This window comes from Micromonospora sp. NPDC051924, from assembly GCF_055586005.1.
Window position 1 is genome coordinate 1 of the sequence record NZ_JBVJJA010000035.1, and the last position, 14224, is coordinate 14224.

General features: G+C 72.9%; 14 protein-coding genes. 6 read left to right on the forward strand and 8 right to left on the reverse strand.

The window, feature by feature from the left end:
* Positions 1 to 110: 110 nt before the first annotated feature.
* Together ACZ6S5_RS24720 and ACZ6S5_RS24725 are read right to left on the reverse strand one after the other, a co-directional pair.
* The gene (locus ACZ6S5_RS24720; protein ID WP_466004108.1) at positions 111 to 1511 is read right to left on the reverse strand and encodes a rhodanese-like domain-containing protein; all 1401 of its coding nucleotides are present in this window, start codon (positions 1509 to 1511) and stop codon (positions 111 to 113) included.
* A 126-nt stretch (positions 1512 to 1637) separates the two neighbouring features.
* The gene (locus ACZ6S5_RS24725) at positions 1638 to 1907 is read right to left on the reverse strand and encodes a metal-sensitive transcriptional regulator (protein ID WP_466004110.1); all 270 of its coding nucleotides are present in this window, start codon (positions 1905 to 1907) and stop codon (positions 1638 to 1640) included.
* A 151-nt stretch (positions 1908 to 2058) separates the two neighbouring features.
* On the opposite strand from ACZ6S5_RS24725, the gene ACZ6S5_RS24730 reads away from it, so the two are divergent.
* The 6 genes from ACZ6S5_RS24730 (at position 2059) to eccB (ending at position 8607) form a co-directional block, all read left to right on the forward strand.
* A complete protein-coding gene (locus tag ACZ6S5_RS24730) occupies positions 2059 to 3261 on the forward strand; it encodes an NAD(P)/FAD-dependent oxidoreductase (protein WP_466004112.1) in 1203 nt (400 codons plus the stop codon).
* 74 nt (positions 3262 to 3335) lie between these two features.
* Positions 3336 to 3728 carry a DUF302 domain-containing protein gene (locus ACZ6S5_RS24735; RefSeq protein WP_466004114.1) on the forward strand — a complete coding sequence of 131 codons (393 nt, stop codon included), beginning with the start codon at positions 3336 to 3338 and terminating at the stop codon, positions 3726 to 3728.
* A 297-nt stretch (positions 3729 to 4025) separates the two neighbouring features.
* Positions 4026 to 4343, forward strand: coding sequence for a rhodanese-like domain-containing protein (locus ACZ6S5_RS24740; protein ID WP_466004116.1), 318 nt, complete (start codon positions 4026 to 4028; stop codon positions 4341 to 4343).
* A 115-nt stretch (positions 4344 to 4458) separates the two neighbouring features.
* Positions 4459 to 5838 (forward strand): MBL fold metallo-hydrolase, encoded by a 1380-nt coding sequence (locus ACZ6S5_RS24745; protein ID WP_466004118.1) that lies wholly within the window; start codon positions 4459 to 4461, stop codon positions 5836 to 5838.
* 65 nt (positions 5839 to 5903) lie between these two features.
* Positions 5904 to 7148, forward strand: coding sequence for an MFS transporter (locus ACZ6S5_RS24750; protein ID WP_466004119.1), 1245 nt, complete (start codon positions 5904 to 5906; stop codon positions 7146 to 7148).
* A gap of 76 nt (positions 7149 to 7224) precedes the next feature.
* On the forward strand, positions 7225 to 8607 hold the full coding sequence (gene eccB / locus ACZ6S5_RS24755) for a type VII secretion protein EccB (protein WP_466004121.1): 1383 nt from the start codon (positions 7225 to 7227) through the stop codon (positions 8605 to 8607).
* 118 nt (positions 8608 to 8725) lie between these two features.
* On the opposite strand, the gene ACZ6S5_RS24760 is transcribed toward eccB, so the two are convergent.
* The 6 genes from ACZ6S5_RS24760 to ACZ6S5_RS24785 all read right to left on the reverse strand — a co-directional run bounded on the left by ACZ6S5_RS24760 (position 8726) and on the right by ACZ6S5_RS24785 (position 14204).
* The gene (locus ACZ6S5_RS24760; RefSeq protein ID WP_466004123.1) at positions 8726 to 9331 is read right to left on the reverse strand and encodes a class I SAM-dependent methyltransferase; all 606 of its coding nucleotides are present in this window, start codon (positions 9329 to 9331) and stop codon (positions 8726 to 8728) included.
* 45 nt (positions 9332 to 9376) lie between these two features.
* Positions 9377 to 9979 carry a phosphoesterase PA-phosphatase gene (locus tag ACZ6S5_RS24765; RefSeq protein ID WP_466004124.1) on the reverse strand — a complete coding sequence of 201 codons (603 nt, stop codon included), beginning with the start codon at positions 9977 to 9979 and terminating at the stop codon, positions 9377 to 9379.
* Positions 9980 to 10010: 31 nt separating this feature from the next.
* On the reverse strand, positions 10011 to 10874 hold the full coding sequence (locus ACZ6S5_RS24770; protein WP_466004125.1) for an alpha/beta fold hydrolase: 864 nt from the start codon (positions 10872 to 10874) through the stop codon (positions 10011 to 10013).
* A 116-nt stretch (positions 10875 to 10990) separates the two neighbouring features.
* Positions 10991 to 11857: a carbohydrate ABC transporter permease gene (locus ACZ6S5_RS24775; protein ID WP_466004127.1), complete on the reverse strand. Its 867-nt coding sequence runs from the start codon at positions 11855 to 11857 to the stop codon at positions 10991 to 10993.
* Entirely contained in the window at positions 11857 to 12816 is a 960-nt protein-coding gene (locus ACZ6S5_RS24780; protein ID WP_466004129.1) for a carbohydrate ABC transporter permease, read from the reverse strand. Before ACZ6S5_RS24780 ends, ACZ6S5_RS24775 begins: the two co-directional genes overlap by 1 nt.
* Positions 12813 to 14204, reverse strand: coding sequence for an ABC transporter substrate-binding protein (locus tag ACZ6S5_RS24785; RefSeq protein ID WP_466004131.1), 1392 nt, complete (start codon positions 14202 to 14204; stop codon positions 12813 to 12815). Before ACZ6S5_RS24785 ends, ACZ6S5_RS24780 begins: the two co-directional genes overlap by 4 nt.
* Positions 14205 to 14224 lie beyond the last annotated feature (20 nt).

The window sequence follows — 14224 nt, forward strand, 5'->3', positions numbered from 1 at the left end:
TGGGTGAGGGGGTGTTTGTTTCCCTCTTTTTGGGGACGAACCGCGGTGGCGGGCGGCAGGGTGGGGCGCCGGCCGGCGCACGGGGCGCCGGCCGGGACTCGGGTACGGGGTCAGGCGTTGTCGGCCATGGCGACGCCGGCCGCCTCGGCCCGGTCGAACTTGTCGTTGATCACGACGACCTCGCGGCCGGCGTTGGCCAGCAGCGACGCCGCGGCGGTGGCCCGGTAGCCGGAGCCGCAGTGCACCCAGACCGTGCCGGCCGGCACGTCGGCGAGCCGCCGGGGCAGGTCGGGCAGCGGGATGTGCACGGCGCCCTCGACGTGGCCGGCCCGCCACTCGTTGGTCATCCGCACGTCGAGCACGACGTCCGGGGCGGGCAGGCCGGCGGCGGTGTCGCCCGCGCGGGCCGCGGCGAGGGCGGCGAAGTCCGCCATCCGCAGCTCGCGGAGCTGCCCTGGCTCGGTGGCCCACTGCTCGGCCGCGCCGGTGGCCTGGGCGGCCGGCCGGTCGATGCCGATCCGGACCAGCTCACGCTGGGCGTCGGCGACCTGCTCCGGGGTCTCCGCCAGCAGCGTGATCGGCGTGCCCCAGTCGATCAGCCAACCCAGCCAGGTCGACATCGGGCCGTCCAGCCCGAGGCTGACCGTGCCGGCCAGGTGCGAGGCCGCGTACGCCTTGCGGTGTCGCAGGTCGACCACCCACTCGCCGGCGGCCATCCGGTCGCGGAGCTGGGCCGCGTCGGCCCGGGTGACCGGGGTGAGGTCGACCGGCGCCGGCCCGGCGTTGTTCGCGACGCCCATGTGGGCGTAGTACGCCGGGTAGGCGTCCAGGCCGGTGAGGGTCTGGGTGACGAATGCGTCCGCGGCCAGCCGCAGCACCGCGTTCGCCTGCTTCTCCCGCCCGATGGTCGAGTCGGGGGCGTCGGCCTGGCTGGCCGAGCAGAAGCTGCCGAAGCCGTGCGTCGGCCAGACCTGAGCACCGTCGGGCAGCAGGTCGGCCAGCCGCCGCGCCGAGGCGTGCTGGTGGTGGGCCAGCTCGTGGGCGTGTTCCTGGCCGAGCAGGTCGGTGCGTCCGGTAGTGCCGAACAGCAGCGAGCCGCCGGTGAAGACGCCCGCCGGCTGCCAGCCGCCGTCGGTGGCCTCGTCGAGGACGTACGACAGGTGGTGGAAGGTGTGGCCCGGGGTGGCGACCACGCGCAGGCGTAGGGCGTCGGAGACGGGCACCGTGTCGCCGTCGGTGACCGGCGCGCGGGCAAAGCCGACCTTGTCGGCGGCGGCGACCAGGTAGCGGGCACCGGTGATCCGGGCGAGTTCCAGGCCGCCGGAGACGTAGTCGTTGTGGATGTGTGTCTCCACCACGTGGGTGATCCGCACCCCCTTGGCGCCCGCGAGGTACAGGATCCGGTCGATGTCGCGCTGCGGGTCGACCACGATCGCCACCTGGCCGTCCGAGGCCAGGTAGCTGCGGTCGCCGAGTGAGGACGTGGCGATGACGGACACGTCGACTGCCATGTGCCGTTCTCCTTCCATTCCCTATATACCCCGGGGGGTATGTGGGAGACAGATTTCGGCCCGGGTCACGGGCGGGTGTTACCCGCCCCCGCCGCGACCACGCGGTGGGGGCGGGGAAATCCTCGGTCAGGCCAGGGCGAGGAAGAGCTTCTCCAGCTCCTCCTCGGTCATCTCCGGCTCCTCGCCGCGGTCGCGGGTGGTGCCGCAGTGCCGCATGCCGGACGCGATGATCTTGAACCCGGCCCGGTCGATGGCCTTGGACACGGCCGCGAGCTGGGTCAGGGCGGCCCGGCAGTCCTCACCGTTCTCCATCATCTCGATGACGGCGTTGAGCTGGCCCCGGGCCCGCTTGAGCCGGGTCAGCGCCTCGCTGGTCATCTCGGGTTGCAGCTTCACGGCACTACCTCCTGCGTTCAACATACCCCAGGGGGTACAGTCTCGCTACTGGATACCCCCACGGGTATCGTCAACGGCGAGGGTCGTCGGCGAATTCCCCGCCCTCCGGCGGATGTGCCCGGCGACCGCCCTTCTCACTCCGGGAGGTTCCATGGCTCCGGTACGGCATCACCAGGTGGTCATCGTCGGTGGCGGCACCGGCGGCATCAGCGTCGCGGCCCGGCTGCGCCGGGCGGGCGTGGACGACATCGCCCTGATCGAGCCCGCCGAGCAGCACTACTACCAGCCGCTCTGGACGCTCGTGGGCGGCGGCCAGGTCACCGCGGCGGAAACCGCACGTCCGATAGGAAAGCTCATCCCCAAGGGCGTGACCTGGATCCGGGACCGGGCGGCCGGGGTCGATCCGGACAACCGGAACGTCGCGCTCGCCGACGGCGGAACCGTCAGTTACGACCAGCTCGTCATGGCGCCCGGGCTCCAGCTCGACTTCGACGCGGTGTCCGGTCTGGCGGAGTCGGTGGGCGCGCGCGGCGTGTCCAGCAACTACCGCGTCGACCTCGCCCCCCGCACCTGGGACTTCATCCGGGCCGTACGGGGCGGCACCGCGATCTTCACCATGCCGGCCGGTCCGATCAAGTGCGGTGGCGCGCCGCAGAAGATCGCCTACCTGGCGGCCGACTGGTGGCGGCGCCAGGGCGTGCGGGACGACGTGCGGATCATCCTGGTGCTGCCCACGCCGACCATCTTCGGCCAGCCGGACTGGGCCAGTGTCCTGGAGGGCGTGGCCGCGGGCTACGGCATCGAGGTGCGGTACGAGTCGCAGCTCGTCGAGGTCGACGGCGACAGCCGGCGCGCCGTCATCCTGGACAACGCCTCCGGCAGTAAGGAGACGGTCGACTACGAGCTGCTGCACGCCGTACCGCCGCAGAGCGCGCCGGACTGGCTGAAGGGCGGCCCGCTGGCCGACCCGGCGAGCCCGTTCGGCTATCTGGCGGTCGACCGGCACACGCTGCGCAGCGACCGCTGGCCGGAGGTCTTCGCGCTGGGCGACGTGGCGAACCTGCCGACGTCGAAGACGGGCGCCGCCATCCGCAAGCAGGCGCCCGTGGTGGTGGCCAACCTGCTCGCGGCGCGCCGGGGCGAGCCGCTGCCGGCCCGCTACGACGGCTACACCTCCTGCCCGCTGGTGACCGCCCACAACCGGATGCTGCTCGCGGAGTTCGACTACGAGCACAAGCCGAGGCCCAGCTTCCCGTTCCTCGACACGATGCGGCCGCGCTACGACATGTGGCTGCTCAAGCGGTACGGCCTGCCGGCCATGTACTGGCACGGGATGCTGCGCGGCCTGGCCTGAGTGCCGCGTCGCCGAATCACCGGCGGCCGGCCCCGGCGTGCCGGCATCATGTCCACCGAAGGAGAGCAGAAGCCATGAGCTACGCGATGACCATCCGCCTGCCCGCCGGGTTCGCCCCGACGATGGAGCGCGTCCGGGCGGCCCTGAAGGATCAGGGTTTCGGGGTGCTGACCGAGATCGACCTGCGGTCGACGCTCCGCGACAAGCTCGGGGTCGACCTGGCGAATTACGTCATCCTGGGGGCCTGCAACCCGCCCCTGGCGCACCGCGCGGTGCAGGCGGACCCGGCGATCGGGCTGCTCCTGCCGTGCAACGTGGTCGTCCGCGCCGAGGGGCCGGACAGCACGGTGGTGCAGGCGATGGATCCGCAGGTGATGGTGCAGCTCAGCGACGCGCCCGAGCTGCGGGCGGTCGCCGACGAGGCCGCCGCCCGGCTGCGGGCCGCGCTGGACACGCTGACCGGCTGAGCCGCGCCCGGGGCGCGGGCACCCGCCCGCGCCCCGGGGCGGCCGGGTCAGCGCCCGGTGCCGCTGCCGGCCAGCTTCGTCCGCGCCTCGGTGCCGTCCCGGCTCACGGTCTCCGCGAAGTTCGCCCCGGTCAGCGCCACGCTCGCCATGTCCCACCTCCGTGTCTCGATGGCGTTCCAGCCCCCCAACATACCCACGGGGGTATTTGTTCCCGGCCCACTCGGGAATGTCGATGCGGGCGGGGTGGGTTAAGGTCGGCAAGGATACCCCCGGGGGTATAACAATCGAGGAGGAAATATGCGAGAGGTCGACCTGGCGGGCTTCGCCGCCGCCCACGCCGACGGCGCCACCGTGGTGGACGTGCGGGAGCCGTTCGAGTACGTCGAGGGTCACGTGCCGGGCGCCCGGTCGGTGCCGCTGGCCCAGCTGCCGACCGTGGTCGGGGAGCTGCCGCGCAACCACCCGGTCTACGTCATCTGCGCCAGCGGCAACCGGAGCCTGGCCGCCGCGCAGTTCCTGGCCCGCGCCGGCATCGACGCCCGCTCGGTCGGTGGCGGCACCGGCGGATGGATCCGCAGCGGCCGCCCCGTCGTGACCGGGGTGGACGCCCGGTGAGCTGAGGCGGGCCGGCGGTCCCGGAAGGGCGGGACCTTCGGCCCGGAATATACCCCCGGGGGTATGCGCTATCGTGAGTACATCGCCAGTCATCACTGCGAAGGAGTTCGGCCCGATGTTGTTCACCCAGTACTACCTGGACTGCCTGTCCCAGGCGTCGTACCTGATCGCCGACGACACCACCGGGCGGGCGGTGCTCGTCGACCCGCGCCGGGACATCGACGAGTACCTCACCGACGCCCGAGCGCACGGCCTGACCATCGAAGGGGTGATCAACACCCACTTCCACGCCGACTTCCTCGCCGGCCACCTGGAGGTCGCCGCGGCGACCGGGGCCTGGATCGGCTACGGGCACCGCGCGGAGACCGAGTACCCGAGCCGCAAGCTCACCGACGGGGAGCGGATCAGCCTCGGGGACGTGACGCTGGAGATCATGGAGACCCCCGGGCACACCCCGGAGTCGATCAGCATCCTCGTCCACGAGCACGCCACCGACCCGGTGCCGTACGGGGTGCTCACCGGTGACGCGCTGTTCATCGGCGACGTGGGCCGGCCCGACCTGCTCGCCTCGCTCGGCGTCACCGCCGACGACCTCGGCCGGATGCTCTACGACAGCGTCCAGCGCAAGCTGATGAGCCTGCCCGACGAAGTCCGGGTCTTCCCGGCGCACGGCGCCGGCTCGGCCTGCGGCAAGAACCTCTCCACCGAGCGGCAGTCCACCATCGGCGAGCAGCGCCGCACCAACTACGCCTGCGCGCCGATGAGCGAGGACCAGTTCCTCGCCCTGGTCACCGGCGGACAGCCGGCCGCGCCCGGCTACTTCGCCTTCGACGCGGTGCTCAACCGCAAGGCCCGCGAGCTGTTCGACCACAGCCGGGCCCCGCGCCCGCTCGACGCCGCCGAGTTCGCCCAGGCCCGCAGCGAGGGCGCGGTGGTGGTGGACGCCCGCGACCCGCAGGAGTTCGCCGTCGGCCACGTACGCGGAGCGATCAACATCCCCGCCGACGGCCGGTTCGCCGAGACCGCCGGCAGCGTGATCGCGCCGGACCGCAAGGTCCTCGTGGTGGCGCCGCAGGACCGGGAGGAGGAGATTGTCGTACGCCTCGCCCGGATCGGCTTCGACCACGTCGTCGGTTACCTGCGCGAGCCCGAGGGCGCGTTCCTCGAGATGGTCGCCGACATGGCCCGGGCCAGCCGGGTCACCGCCACCGAGCTGCGCGCGGCGCTCGACACCGCCACCCCGCCGGTGGTGCTGGACGTCCGCAACGCCGGTGAGCGCGAGCAGGGCGCCGTCGACGGCTCGCGGCACATCCCGCTCGCGGAGCTCACCCGTCGCCTCGACGAGGTGCCGGCCGACCGGCCGGTCGTGGTGCACTGCGCCGGCGGGTACCGCTCCTCCGTCGCGGCCAGCCTGCTCCGCAACGCCGGCCGGGCCGACGTCTCCGACCTGCTCGGCGGCTACGGCGCCTGGCAGGCGCTGCACGCGGCCGTCTGACCGCCACGAATCGCCGGGTGACCGGGGCAACCGCCCCGGTCACCCGCCTCATGTCTGGAGAAGAGATGACAGCGACCTCCGCCGCGCCCCGGCTGGGGCTGCGCGCGAACGCGGCCCAGTTTCTCCTGCTCGTCGCGGTCAACGCGCTGGTGGGGGGCGTGCTCGGCACCGAGCGCACCGTGCTGCCGCTGCTCGGCGAGCGGGAGTTCCACCTGACCGCCTACACCGCCGCTCTGACGTACATCCTCGCCTTCGGCGCGACCAAGGCGATCACCAACTTCTTCGCCGGCACGCTCTCCGACCGGTACGGCCGCAAACCGGTCCTGCTGGCCGGCTGGCTCGTCGCGATCCCGGTGCCGCTGCTGCTCATCTGGGCGCCGAGTTGGGGCTGGGTCGTCGCCGCCAACGTGCTGCTCGGCGTCAACCAGGGGCTGGCCTGGTCCACCACGGTGATCATGAAGATCGACCTGGTCGGGCCGCACCGGCGCGGCCTCGCCATGGGCCTGAACGAGGCCGCGGGCTACCTCGCCGTGGCCGTCACCGCGCTGGCCACCGGCGCCCTCGCCGCGCGGTACGGCCTGCGACCCGCGCCGTTCCTGCTCGGTGCCGCGTACGTCGCGGTGGGCCTGGGCCTGTCCGCGCTGCTCGTCCGGGAGACGCGCGGCCACGCCCACCACGAGGCGGCCAACCACCAGGGGAGCGCCCACCACGGCGGCCTCAGCACGCGGCAGGTGCTGGGTCTGGTCAGCTGGCGGGAGCGGGCGCTCAGCTCGGCCAGCCAGGCGGGCCTGGTGAACAACCTCAACGACGGCCTGGCCTGGGGGCTGTTCCCGGTGCTCTTCGCCGCCGCCGGGCTCTCCCTGTCCCGGATCGGGGTGCTGGCGGCGCTCTATCCCGCGGTGTGGGGGCTCGGCCAGCTCGTCACCGGACCGCTCTCCGACCGTATCGGCCGCAAGCCCCTCATCGTGGTCGGGATGCTGACCCAGGCCGGCGCGCTCGGACTGATCGCCGCCGCGCCCGGGTTCGGCGGCTGGGCGGCGGGCGCGGTGCTGCTCGGCGCCGGCACCGCGATGGTGTATCCCGCGCTGCTGGCGGCGGTCGGTGACGTCGCCCACCCGGCGTGGCGCGCCCGCGCCGTGGGCGTCTACCGGCTCTGGCGCGACGGCGGCTTCGCCGTCGGCGCCCTGTCGGCGGGGCTGCTCGCGGACCTCGTCGGCATCCGGGGCGCCACCTGGGCGGTGGCCGGACTCACCGCCGCGTCCGGCCTGCTCGTCGCGGTGCGGATGTACGAGACCCACGTCCGACCCTGAGGGGGACACGCACGGTCCACGAAGGATTGACGGAGCGTCTATCCTGTCCGCCGACGAACCAGGCGGAAGGGATCCGATGCCGTCGCGGCAGGACCAGCTCCACTCGTACCAGTTCACCGTCCAGCGGGCGGTCGCGGCGCTGGTGATGCGGGAGACCGACCCGGCGCAGTCGCCCTTCCGGCGGCTGGCCGGCGCGGGCCTGGCCAGCGTGCTGGTCGCGGTGATCGCGCTCGGCGGCGTCGCCCTCTACGGCCTCTTCGCCGGCGGCGGCAGTTCCTGGCGGGACCCGGGCGCGGTGATCGTGGAGAAGGAGTCCGGCGCGCGGTTCGTCTACCGGGAGCAGAGGCTGCACCCGGTGCTCAACTACGCCTCCGCGCTGCTGATCATCGGGACGGAGCACCCGAGGACGGTCCTGGTCTCGCGCCGCGCGATCGACGGGGTGCCACGCGGCCTGCCGCTCGGCATCGCCGACGCGCCGGACTCGCTGCCCGCGCCGGGCCGGCTCGCCACCGGCCCCTGGACGGTGTGCTCCGTGGCCACCACCGAGCCCGGGCGCGCCGCGTCCCGCTCGGCGCTGCTGATCGGGCGGGAGGCCACCGGCGGCCGGCCGCTCGGCGAGCAGGGGCTGCTGCTGCGCCACCCGGACGGCACCCTGCACCTGCTCTGGCACGACCGGCGCTACCTTGTTCGCGACACCGACCGGGTGCTGGCCGCGCTGGCCGCGACCCGGGAACGGGCCGTGCGGGTGGCCGCCGCGCTGCTCAACACCGTGCCGGCCGGCGCCGACCTGGCCCCGCCCGCGCTGCCCGGCCTGGGGGAGCCGTCCGCCCGGGTCGACGGCGCCACCGTCGGCGACGTCTACCTGGTGCGCAACTCCGGCGGCGGCCGCCAGTACGCGGTCGCCGAGCGGGACGGGCTCGCCGGCATCACCGAGCTTCAGGCCGCCCTGCTGCTCGCCCGCACCGGCCAGGGCGACCCGAAGCCGATCACCCTCGGGCGCTTCGCGGCCCTGCCCAAGCTTCCCGACCGGGTGCCCACCGGACCGACCGCGCCGCCAGCCGTACCGCCCCGGCTGGCGACCGTGGAGGGCGGCGCGCTCTGCGCCCGGGTGGGCGACGACAGCGCCGTACGCGATCTCCGAATCGGCGTCACCCCGCCGGACCTCTCCGCCGCCGCGCGGACCGCCGCCGGCCACGCCGGGCTAGCCGACCAGGTGGTGGTCGAGCCCGGCCGGGGCGCGGTGGTCGAGTCGGTCGCCGCCCCGGGCGCCACCGGCGGCGCGGTCAGCGTCGTCACCGACCTGGGCCGGCGATACGTCCTCACCAGCGCGGACGTGCTCGGCGTGCTCGGCTACCCGGGCGTCCGACCGGTCCGGCTGCCGGCGAGCCTGGTCAGCCTGGTCCCGGCCGGCAGCCCGCTCGACCCGGCCGCCGCCCGCGCCGTCGCCGCCCCGGCCTGACCCGCCCGTCGCCGCCTGCGGCGTCCGGTTTGCGGGATGTGGGGGTATCAGCGCGGCGGGATACCGCGACATGCGCGAGATTGAGTGGATCAACGTCGGTCGGCGCGGGCCGGACGCGTCAGGCCGTGGGCTTGCGCAGTACCGTCACGGCCCAGTCGGCGTCGTCACGCCAGGGGCGCAGGTCCCAGGTGGCGAAGCGGTGTTCCACCCGTAGCCCGGCCGCCACGGCGCCGGCGTCGAGGTCGGCAAGGGGGTAGCCCCGGCGGGTGTCGAAGCCGACCACCACCAGGCCGTCCGGCCGGACGTGCGCGGCGACCCGGGTCAGCACGTCCCCCTCGGTGCCGGGGGCGACGAAGACCATGACGTTGCCGGCGATCACCGCCGCGTCGAACGGCTCGGGCTCGCCCTGCGCGGCCAGGTCCAGCTCCGCGAGGTCGGCGACCAGGAAGCGCGGGCCGGGGTGATCGGTCCGGGCGGCCTCGATCAGGCTCGGGTCGGCGTCCACGCCGACCACGGTGTGCCCGCGCGCGGACAGCGCGGCGGCGACCCGGCCGGTGCCGGTGCCGGCGTCGAGGATCCGGGCACCCGGCGGGACCAGGGCGTCCAGCAGCCGCGCCTCGCCGGCCAGGTCCGCCCCCTCCGCCGCCAGCCGGCGGAACCGGTCGATGTACCACTGCGAGTGTCCCGGCTTGGTCTCCGTCACCCAACGCGTCGGCTTGCCCATGCCGCCACGGTAGCTGATCTTGCTGGCCGCCCGCCGGGCGACGGCTCAGGTGAGCGCGAGGAAGGTGCCGGCGGCCAGCGGAATCCCGGCGACCGTGCCGGCGACGACCTGCGGCCAGGTGTGGTCGCGCAACTCGACCCGGGACCAGGCCACCGCCGCGACCAGCACCCAGCCCACGTGCAGGGCCGGCCCGAAGAGCAATACCAGCACGGTGGTGGAGCCGGCCACGCAGGCGGCGTGGATGCTGAGCTTCCACCAGTGGTTCACCGCGGTGCACACGGCGCCGACGACGAACATGACCACGACCATGGCGAACAGCACCGTCGGGGCGTGCAGCGCCGCGAGCAGCGCCAGCCCGACCGCCACGGAGACCAGGCCGATCAGCAGCGGCCGGGACCGCTGGGTCCGGTCGCCGATGTGCCGGTCGCTGAGGGTGCCCCGGCGTACGCCGTGGACGAGCACGGCGATCGGGATGACGGCGCAGAACAGCAGCGCCGTGCCGCCCCAGACCAGCACGTCCCACCAGGACCGGCTGACCCGGGCGACCCCGACAAGCGTCATGGCGGTGACCAGGACACTCGGTGCGAGCACCTCGGTGAACAGTCGGGCGATCCGGGTGCTGACTGTCCGTTCCGTGGCCGCTCGCACCCGGCCATCCTGGCCCCGCGGCCTGCCAAGGTCAACTGCGGGCAGGGTGGCGCCAACCGGCGGCCAACACGAGCTCGGCGACCCGCTCCGGCTGGTCGATCTGTACGAAGTGGCTCGCGTTCGGCACGAGGTGCAGTTCGGCACGCGGAAAGAGGCCGGCGAAACGGCGGGCGACCCGCGGGTTGAGGGAGCGGTCGTCCACGCCGAAGATCACCCGTACCGGCCGGTCGAACCGGCGCAGGTCGGGTAGCCGGCGGCGGCGCGTCAGCACGGTGCCGAGCAGGTCGTCGTTGAGCCGCCAGAACGCCGGCTGGGCGGCGGTGAACGAGTCGTACAGGCGGTGCACCAGCGGGTCCCGGCGTCGGTCGTCGGAGATGAATCTGCCCAACTGCCAGAAGTAGAGACGCCGGGCGAGGCCGGACCCCTGGCCGGCCACTTTCCGGGCCACGTTCCGCAGCAGCGGAGTCGAGTACAGCGCGATGACGGGCGGTCGGCGCAGGCTCGCCGTCTGGTGGTAGTAGGTGTTGAGCAGCACCAGCGCGGCCACCCGGTGCGGGTAGAGCAGGGCCCAGTCGATCGCCGGCGGCCCGGACGCGTCATGCGCCACGAGTACGACCCGCTCCAGTCCGAGATGGTCGATGACCGCCGCGAGGTCGCCGGTCATGTTGTCCGCCGTGTACGGGTAGCCGGCGGGCTTGTCGGAGCGGCCCCAGCCGAGGAAGTCGAACCGGACCACCCGCCGATCGCCGAGATGCGGCATCAGTACGTCGTAGAGGTGCAGGTTGTCGGGGAAGCCGTGCAGCAGCACCAGCGGCACGCCCTCGCTGCCGGTCACCTCGACGTGCAGCAGGTGCCCGGCCCGGGGGACCGCGACGGTCTCGCGTACGTCCGCCATACCGCTCCGATCGCCGTGACCTGGACCGACGCTAGCCCGGACGCCGGCTGGCCCGGGTGGAAAAGGCGGCACTGCCAGGCGCGGGGGTGACCCCCGGCGCCCGGCAGTGCGGACGGTCAGCCCTTCTCGGCGCCGCTGGTCAGCCCCTCGGTGAGCAGGCGTTCACTGGCGAAGAAGAGGACCACGATGGGCAGGGTGAGGATCACCGACCCGGCCATCAGCACGGTCTTCGGCACCTCGACCCCGTCGGAGAGCAGCGACAGCCCCAGCGAGACGGTCCACCGGTTCGGTCGGTCGACGAGGAAGAGCAGGGCGAAGAGGAACTCGTTCCAGGCGATCATGAAGTCGTACAGGGCGACGGCCATCACCGACGGCGCGGCCAGGGGCAGGCTCACCCGGCGGATGATGCCGAGCCGTCCGGCCCCGTCGATGGCGGCGGACTCCTCCAGGCTGACCGGGATCGTCTCGAAGTAGTTCTTGAGCATGTAGACCGAGACCGGCAGCGTCTGCGAGATGTAGACCAGCACCAGCCCGAAGAGCGACCCGCGCAGCCCGGCCCGGGTGAAGACCACGAAGAGCGGGATCGCGATGACGATCGACGGGAACAGGTAGACCGCCAGGAAGAGCGCGCTGACCTGCCGCCGCCCGAAGAACCGCAGCCGGGAGACCGCGTACGCGCCGGGGATGGCGACGAGCAGGGTGAGCACCGTGGCGGAGAGCGCGACCAGGCCGCTGTTGCGGATGAAGGTGAGGAAGCCCTGGCCGCCCTCCTCGACGGACTTGAGCACCTCGGCGTACGTGGCGACGGTCAGCTCGCCGAACGGCACCCAGAGCGAGCCGGGGTCGAGCAGCAGCCGCTCGATGGGGCGTACCGAGAGCACCAGCATGTACCAGAACGGCAGCAGGGTGATCAGCAGGAAGACGGCGATCACCAGGCGGCGCAGCCAGCGCAGGCTCACCGTCTCGATCCGGTCCCGGTCCATCACGCCTCCTCCCGTCGCCCGCTGAAGTAGCGCAGGTAGATCACGACGAACACGATCAGCACCACGGCCAGCACGACCGCCTGCGCCGCCGCCGCCCCGATGTCGGTACGCGCGGTGAGGAACTGGTAGACCCGGACGCTGACCACCTCGGTGCCGGCCGAGCCGCCGGTGAGCAGGTAGACGTCGTCGAACTTGTTGAACGTCATGATGAACCGGAGCACGCCCAGCAGGGCGATCACCGGCATCAGCTGCGGCAGCACGATGTGCCGGAACCGCTGGGTGGGGGTGGCCCCGTCCACCCGGGCCGCCTCCTCCAGCTCGGCGGGCACCGCCTGGAGCCGGGCCAGCAGGAACAGGAAGGCGAACGGGAAGTACCGCCACGCCTCGAACGCGATCACCGTCCAGAGCGCGGTGGACTCCTGGGACAGGAACGGGACCGGCGAGTCCCAGCCGAGGAACCGCCGCCCCCAGTCGTTGACGATGCCGAGCTGCGGATCCAGCATCACCTGCCAGACGAAGGCCATCGCGACCACCGGCGCCACGTACGGCAGCAGCATGGACGCGCGGACGATCGTGCGGCCCCGGAACGGCCGACGGACGACCAGCGCCGCGACCAGCCCGACCAGGATGGACCCGACGGTGCCGCCGAGGCTGTAGACCAGCGTGGTCCAGAGGGTGTCGGCGAACCCGGGGGTGTGCAGCACCCGGTCGAAGTTGTCCAGGGTCAGCTCGCCGAAGAGGCCGGTCCTGCGCAGGGTGGCCAGGCGTACCCGCTGGAACGCCAGCACGATCGTCCAGACGATGGGGATGCCGATCACCGCGAGCACGACGAGCAGGGTGGGGGTGACCAGCGCGAGCCCCGCACGGGACTCGCGGCGGCGCAGGGTGAGCGGGCGTCTGCCGGGGCGGGGCCGCTCCCGGGTCGGGGAGCGGCCGGCCTCCGGCGCGGTGGTGGTCAATTCACGCCCTTCTTGATCGCCTCGACGTCCTGCTGCGCCCGCTTGGCGGCGGCCGCGGCGTCGGACTTCCCGGCGATCACGTCGGCGAGCGCCTTGGGCACCGGCAGCTCGCCGAGGATCGCGCCGACCAGCTTCCCCTGGCCCTGCGGCAGCCCCCAGCGCTGGAAGGTGTCCGGGCTCTTGCGCAGGGTGGCCAGCACGTCGTCGCCGTAGACCGCCGACAGCGGCTTCTTGGCGTCCACCCCGGCCTGGCTGGTGTTCCAGGCGGTGAGGAACTTCTGCTTGTCCTCGGCGGTGCCGGTCCGCACCGGGACGCGTCCCTCGGGCGACATGCCGAACCAGCGCGGGTAGCCGTCGGAGAGCATGTATTCCACGAAGGACTTGGCCGAGTCGGCCGCGCCGTCGAGCACCGACCAGGAGCTGATCTCGCCGTACTGGGCGGGCTCGGTGCCGTTCGGGCCCTTGATCGCGGTGACGAAGCCGCTGTTCTTGGCCAGGAACGCCGGGTCGGACTGGCACTGCGGGCAGGTGGGCTTGGCGTCGTTCCGCAGCCCGGCCAGCTCGTCCAGGATGAACGGCGACCAGATCAGCATGGCCGCCTTGCCGGCGAAGTAGGTGGCCCGGGTGGTGTCCACGTCCTGCGCGCCCTTGACCGAGTGGTTGCGCATCAGGTCGCCGTAGAAGCGGAACGCCTCGACGCACTCGGGGGAGTCCAGCTTCACGTTCCCGGAGTCGTCGGTGAGCTGGCAGTTGTTGGCCAGCGCCAGGTGCTCGAAGGTCTGCTGGGTGAAGACGTCGCCGGGGGCGGTGGCGGCGGTGATGCCGGCGACGCCGCCGGTGTTCAGCTTGGCCGCCGCGGCGGCGATCTTCTCGTACGTGTCGGGGGCGGGCAGGCCGGCGGCGGCGAACAGGTCCTTGCGGTAGACGAGCAGTTGGCCCCACCCGTCACTGGGGACGGCGAGCTGCTTGCCGTCCTCGCTGGCCAGCTCCAGGGCACGGGGCGAAAAGGTGTCCTTGCCGAGCTTGTCGACGATGGCCTTGTTGGCGTCCGGGTCCACCAGGTCGTTGCCGGAGAGGGTGCGCACCCCGGCGAGGGAGAGCGAGCCGACCAGGTCGGGCAGGTCGCCGGCGGCGGCGCTGGAGGCGATGAGGGAGGGGAACTGGTCCTCGTTGACGGTGACCAGGTTGACCTTCACCCCGGTCTTCGCGGTGTAGTCGGCGATGATCGCCTTGGTGGCGTTGACCCGGTCGGCCACGTCCTCCAGGCTCCACACGGTCAGCTGGGAACTGTCGGCTTTCTGTCCATCGTCGCCGCAGGCGGCCAGCCCGGTCGTGGCAAATGCCAGGATCAGGGTGGAAGCGAGCAGCCGGCGCGAGGGTGATGGCATCGGTGGCACTCCTCTCGGTA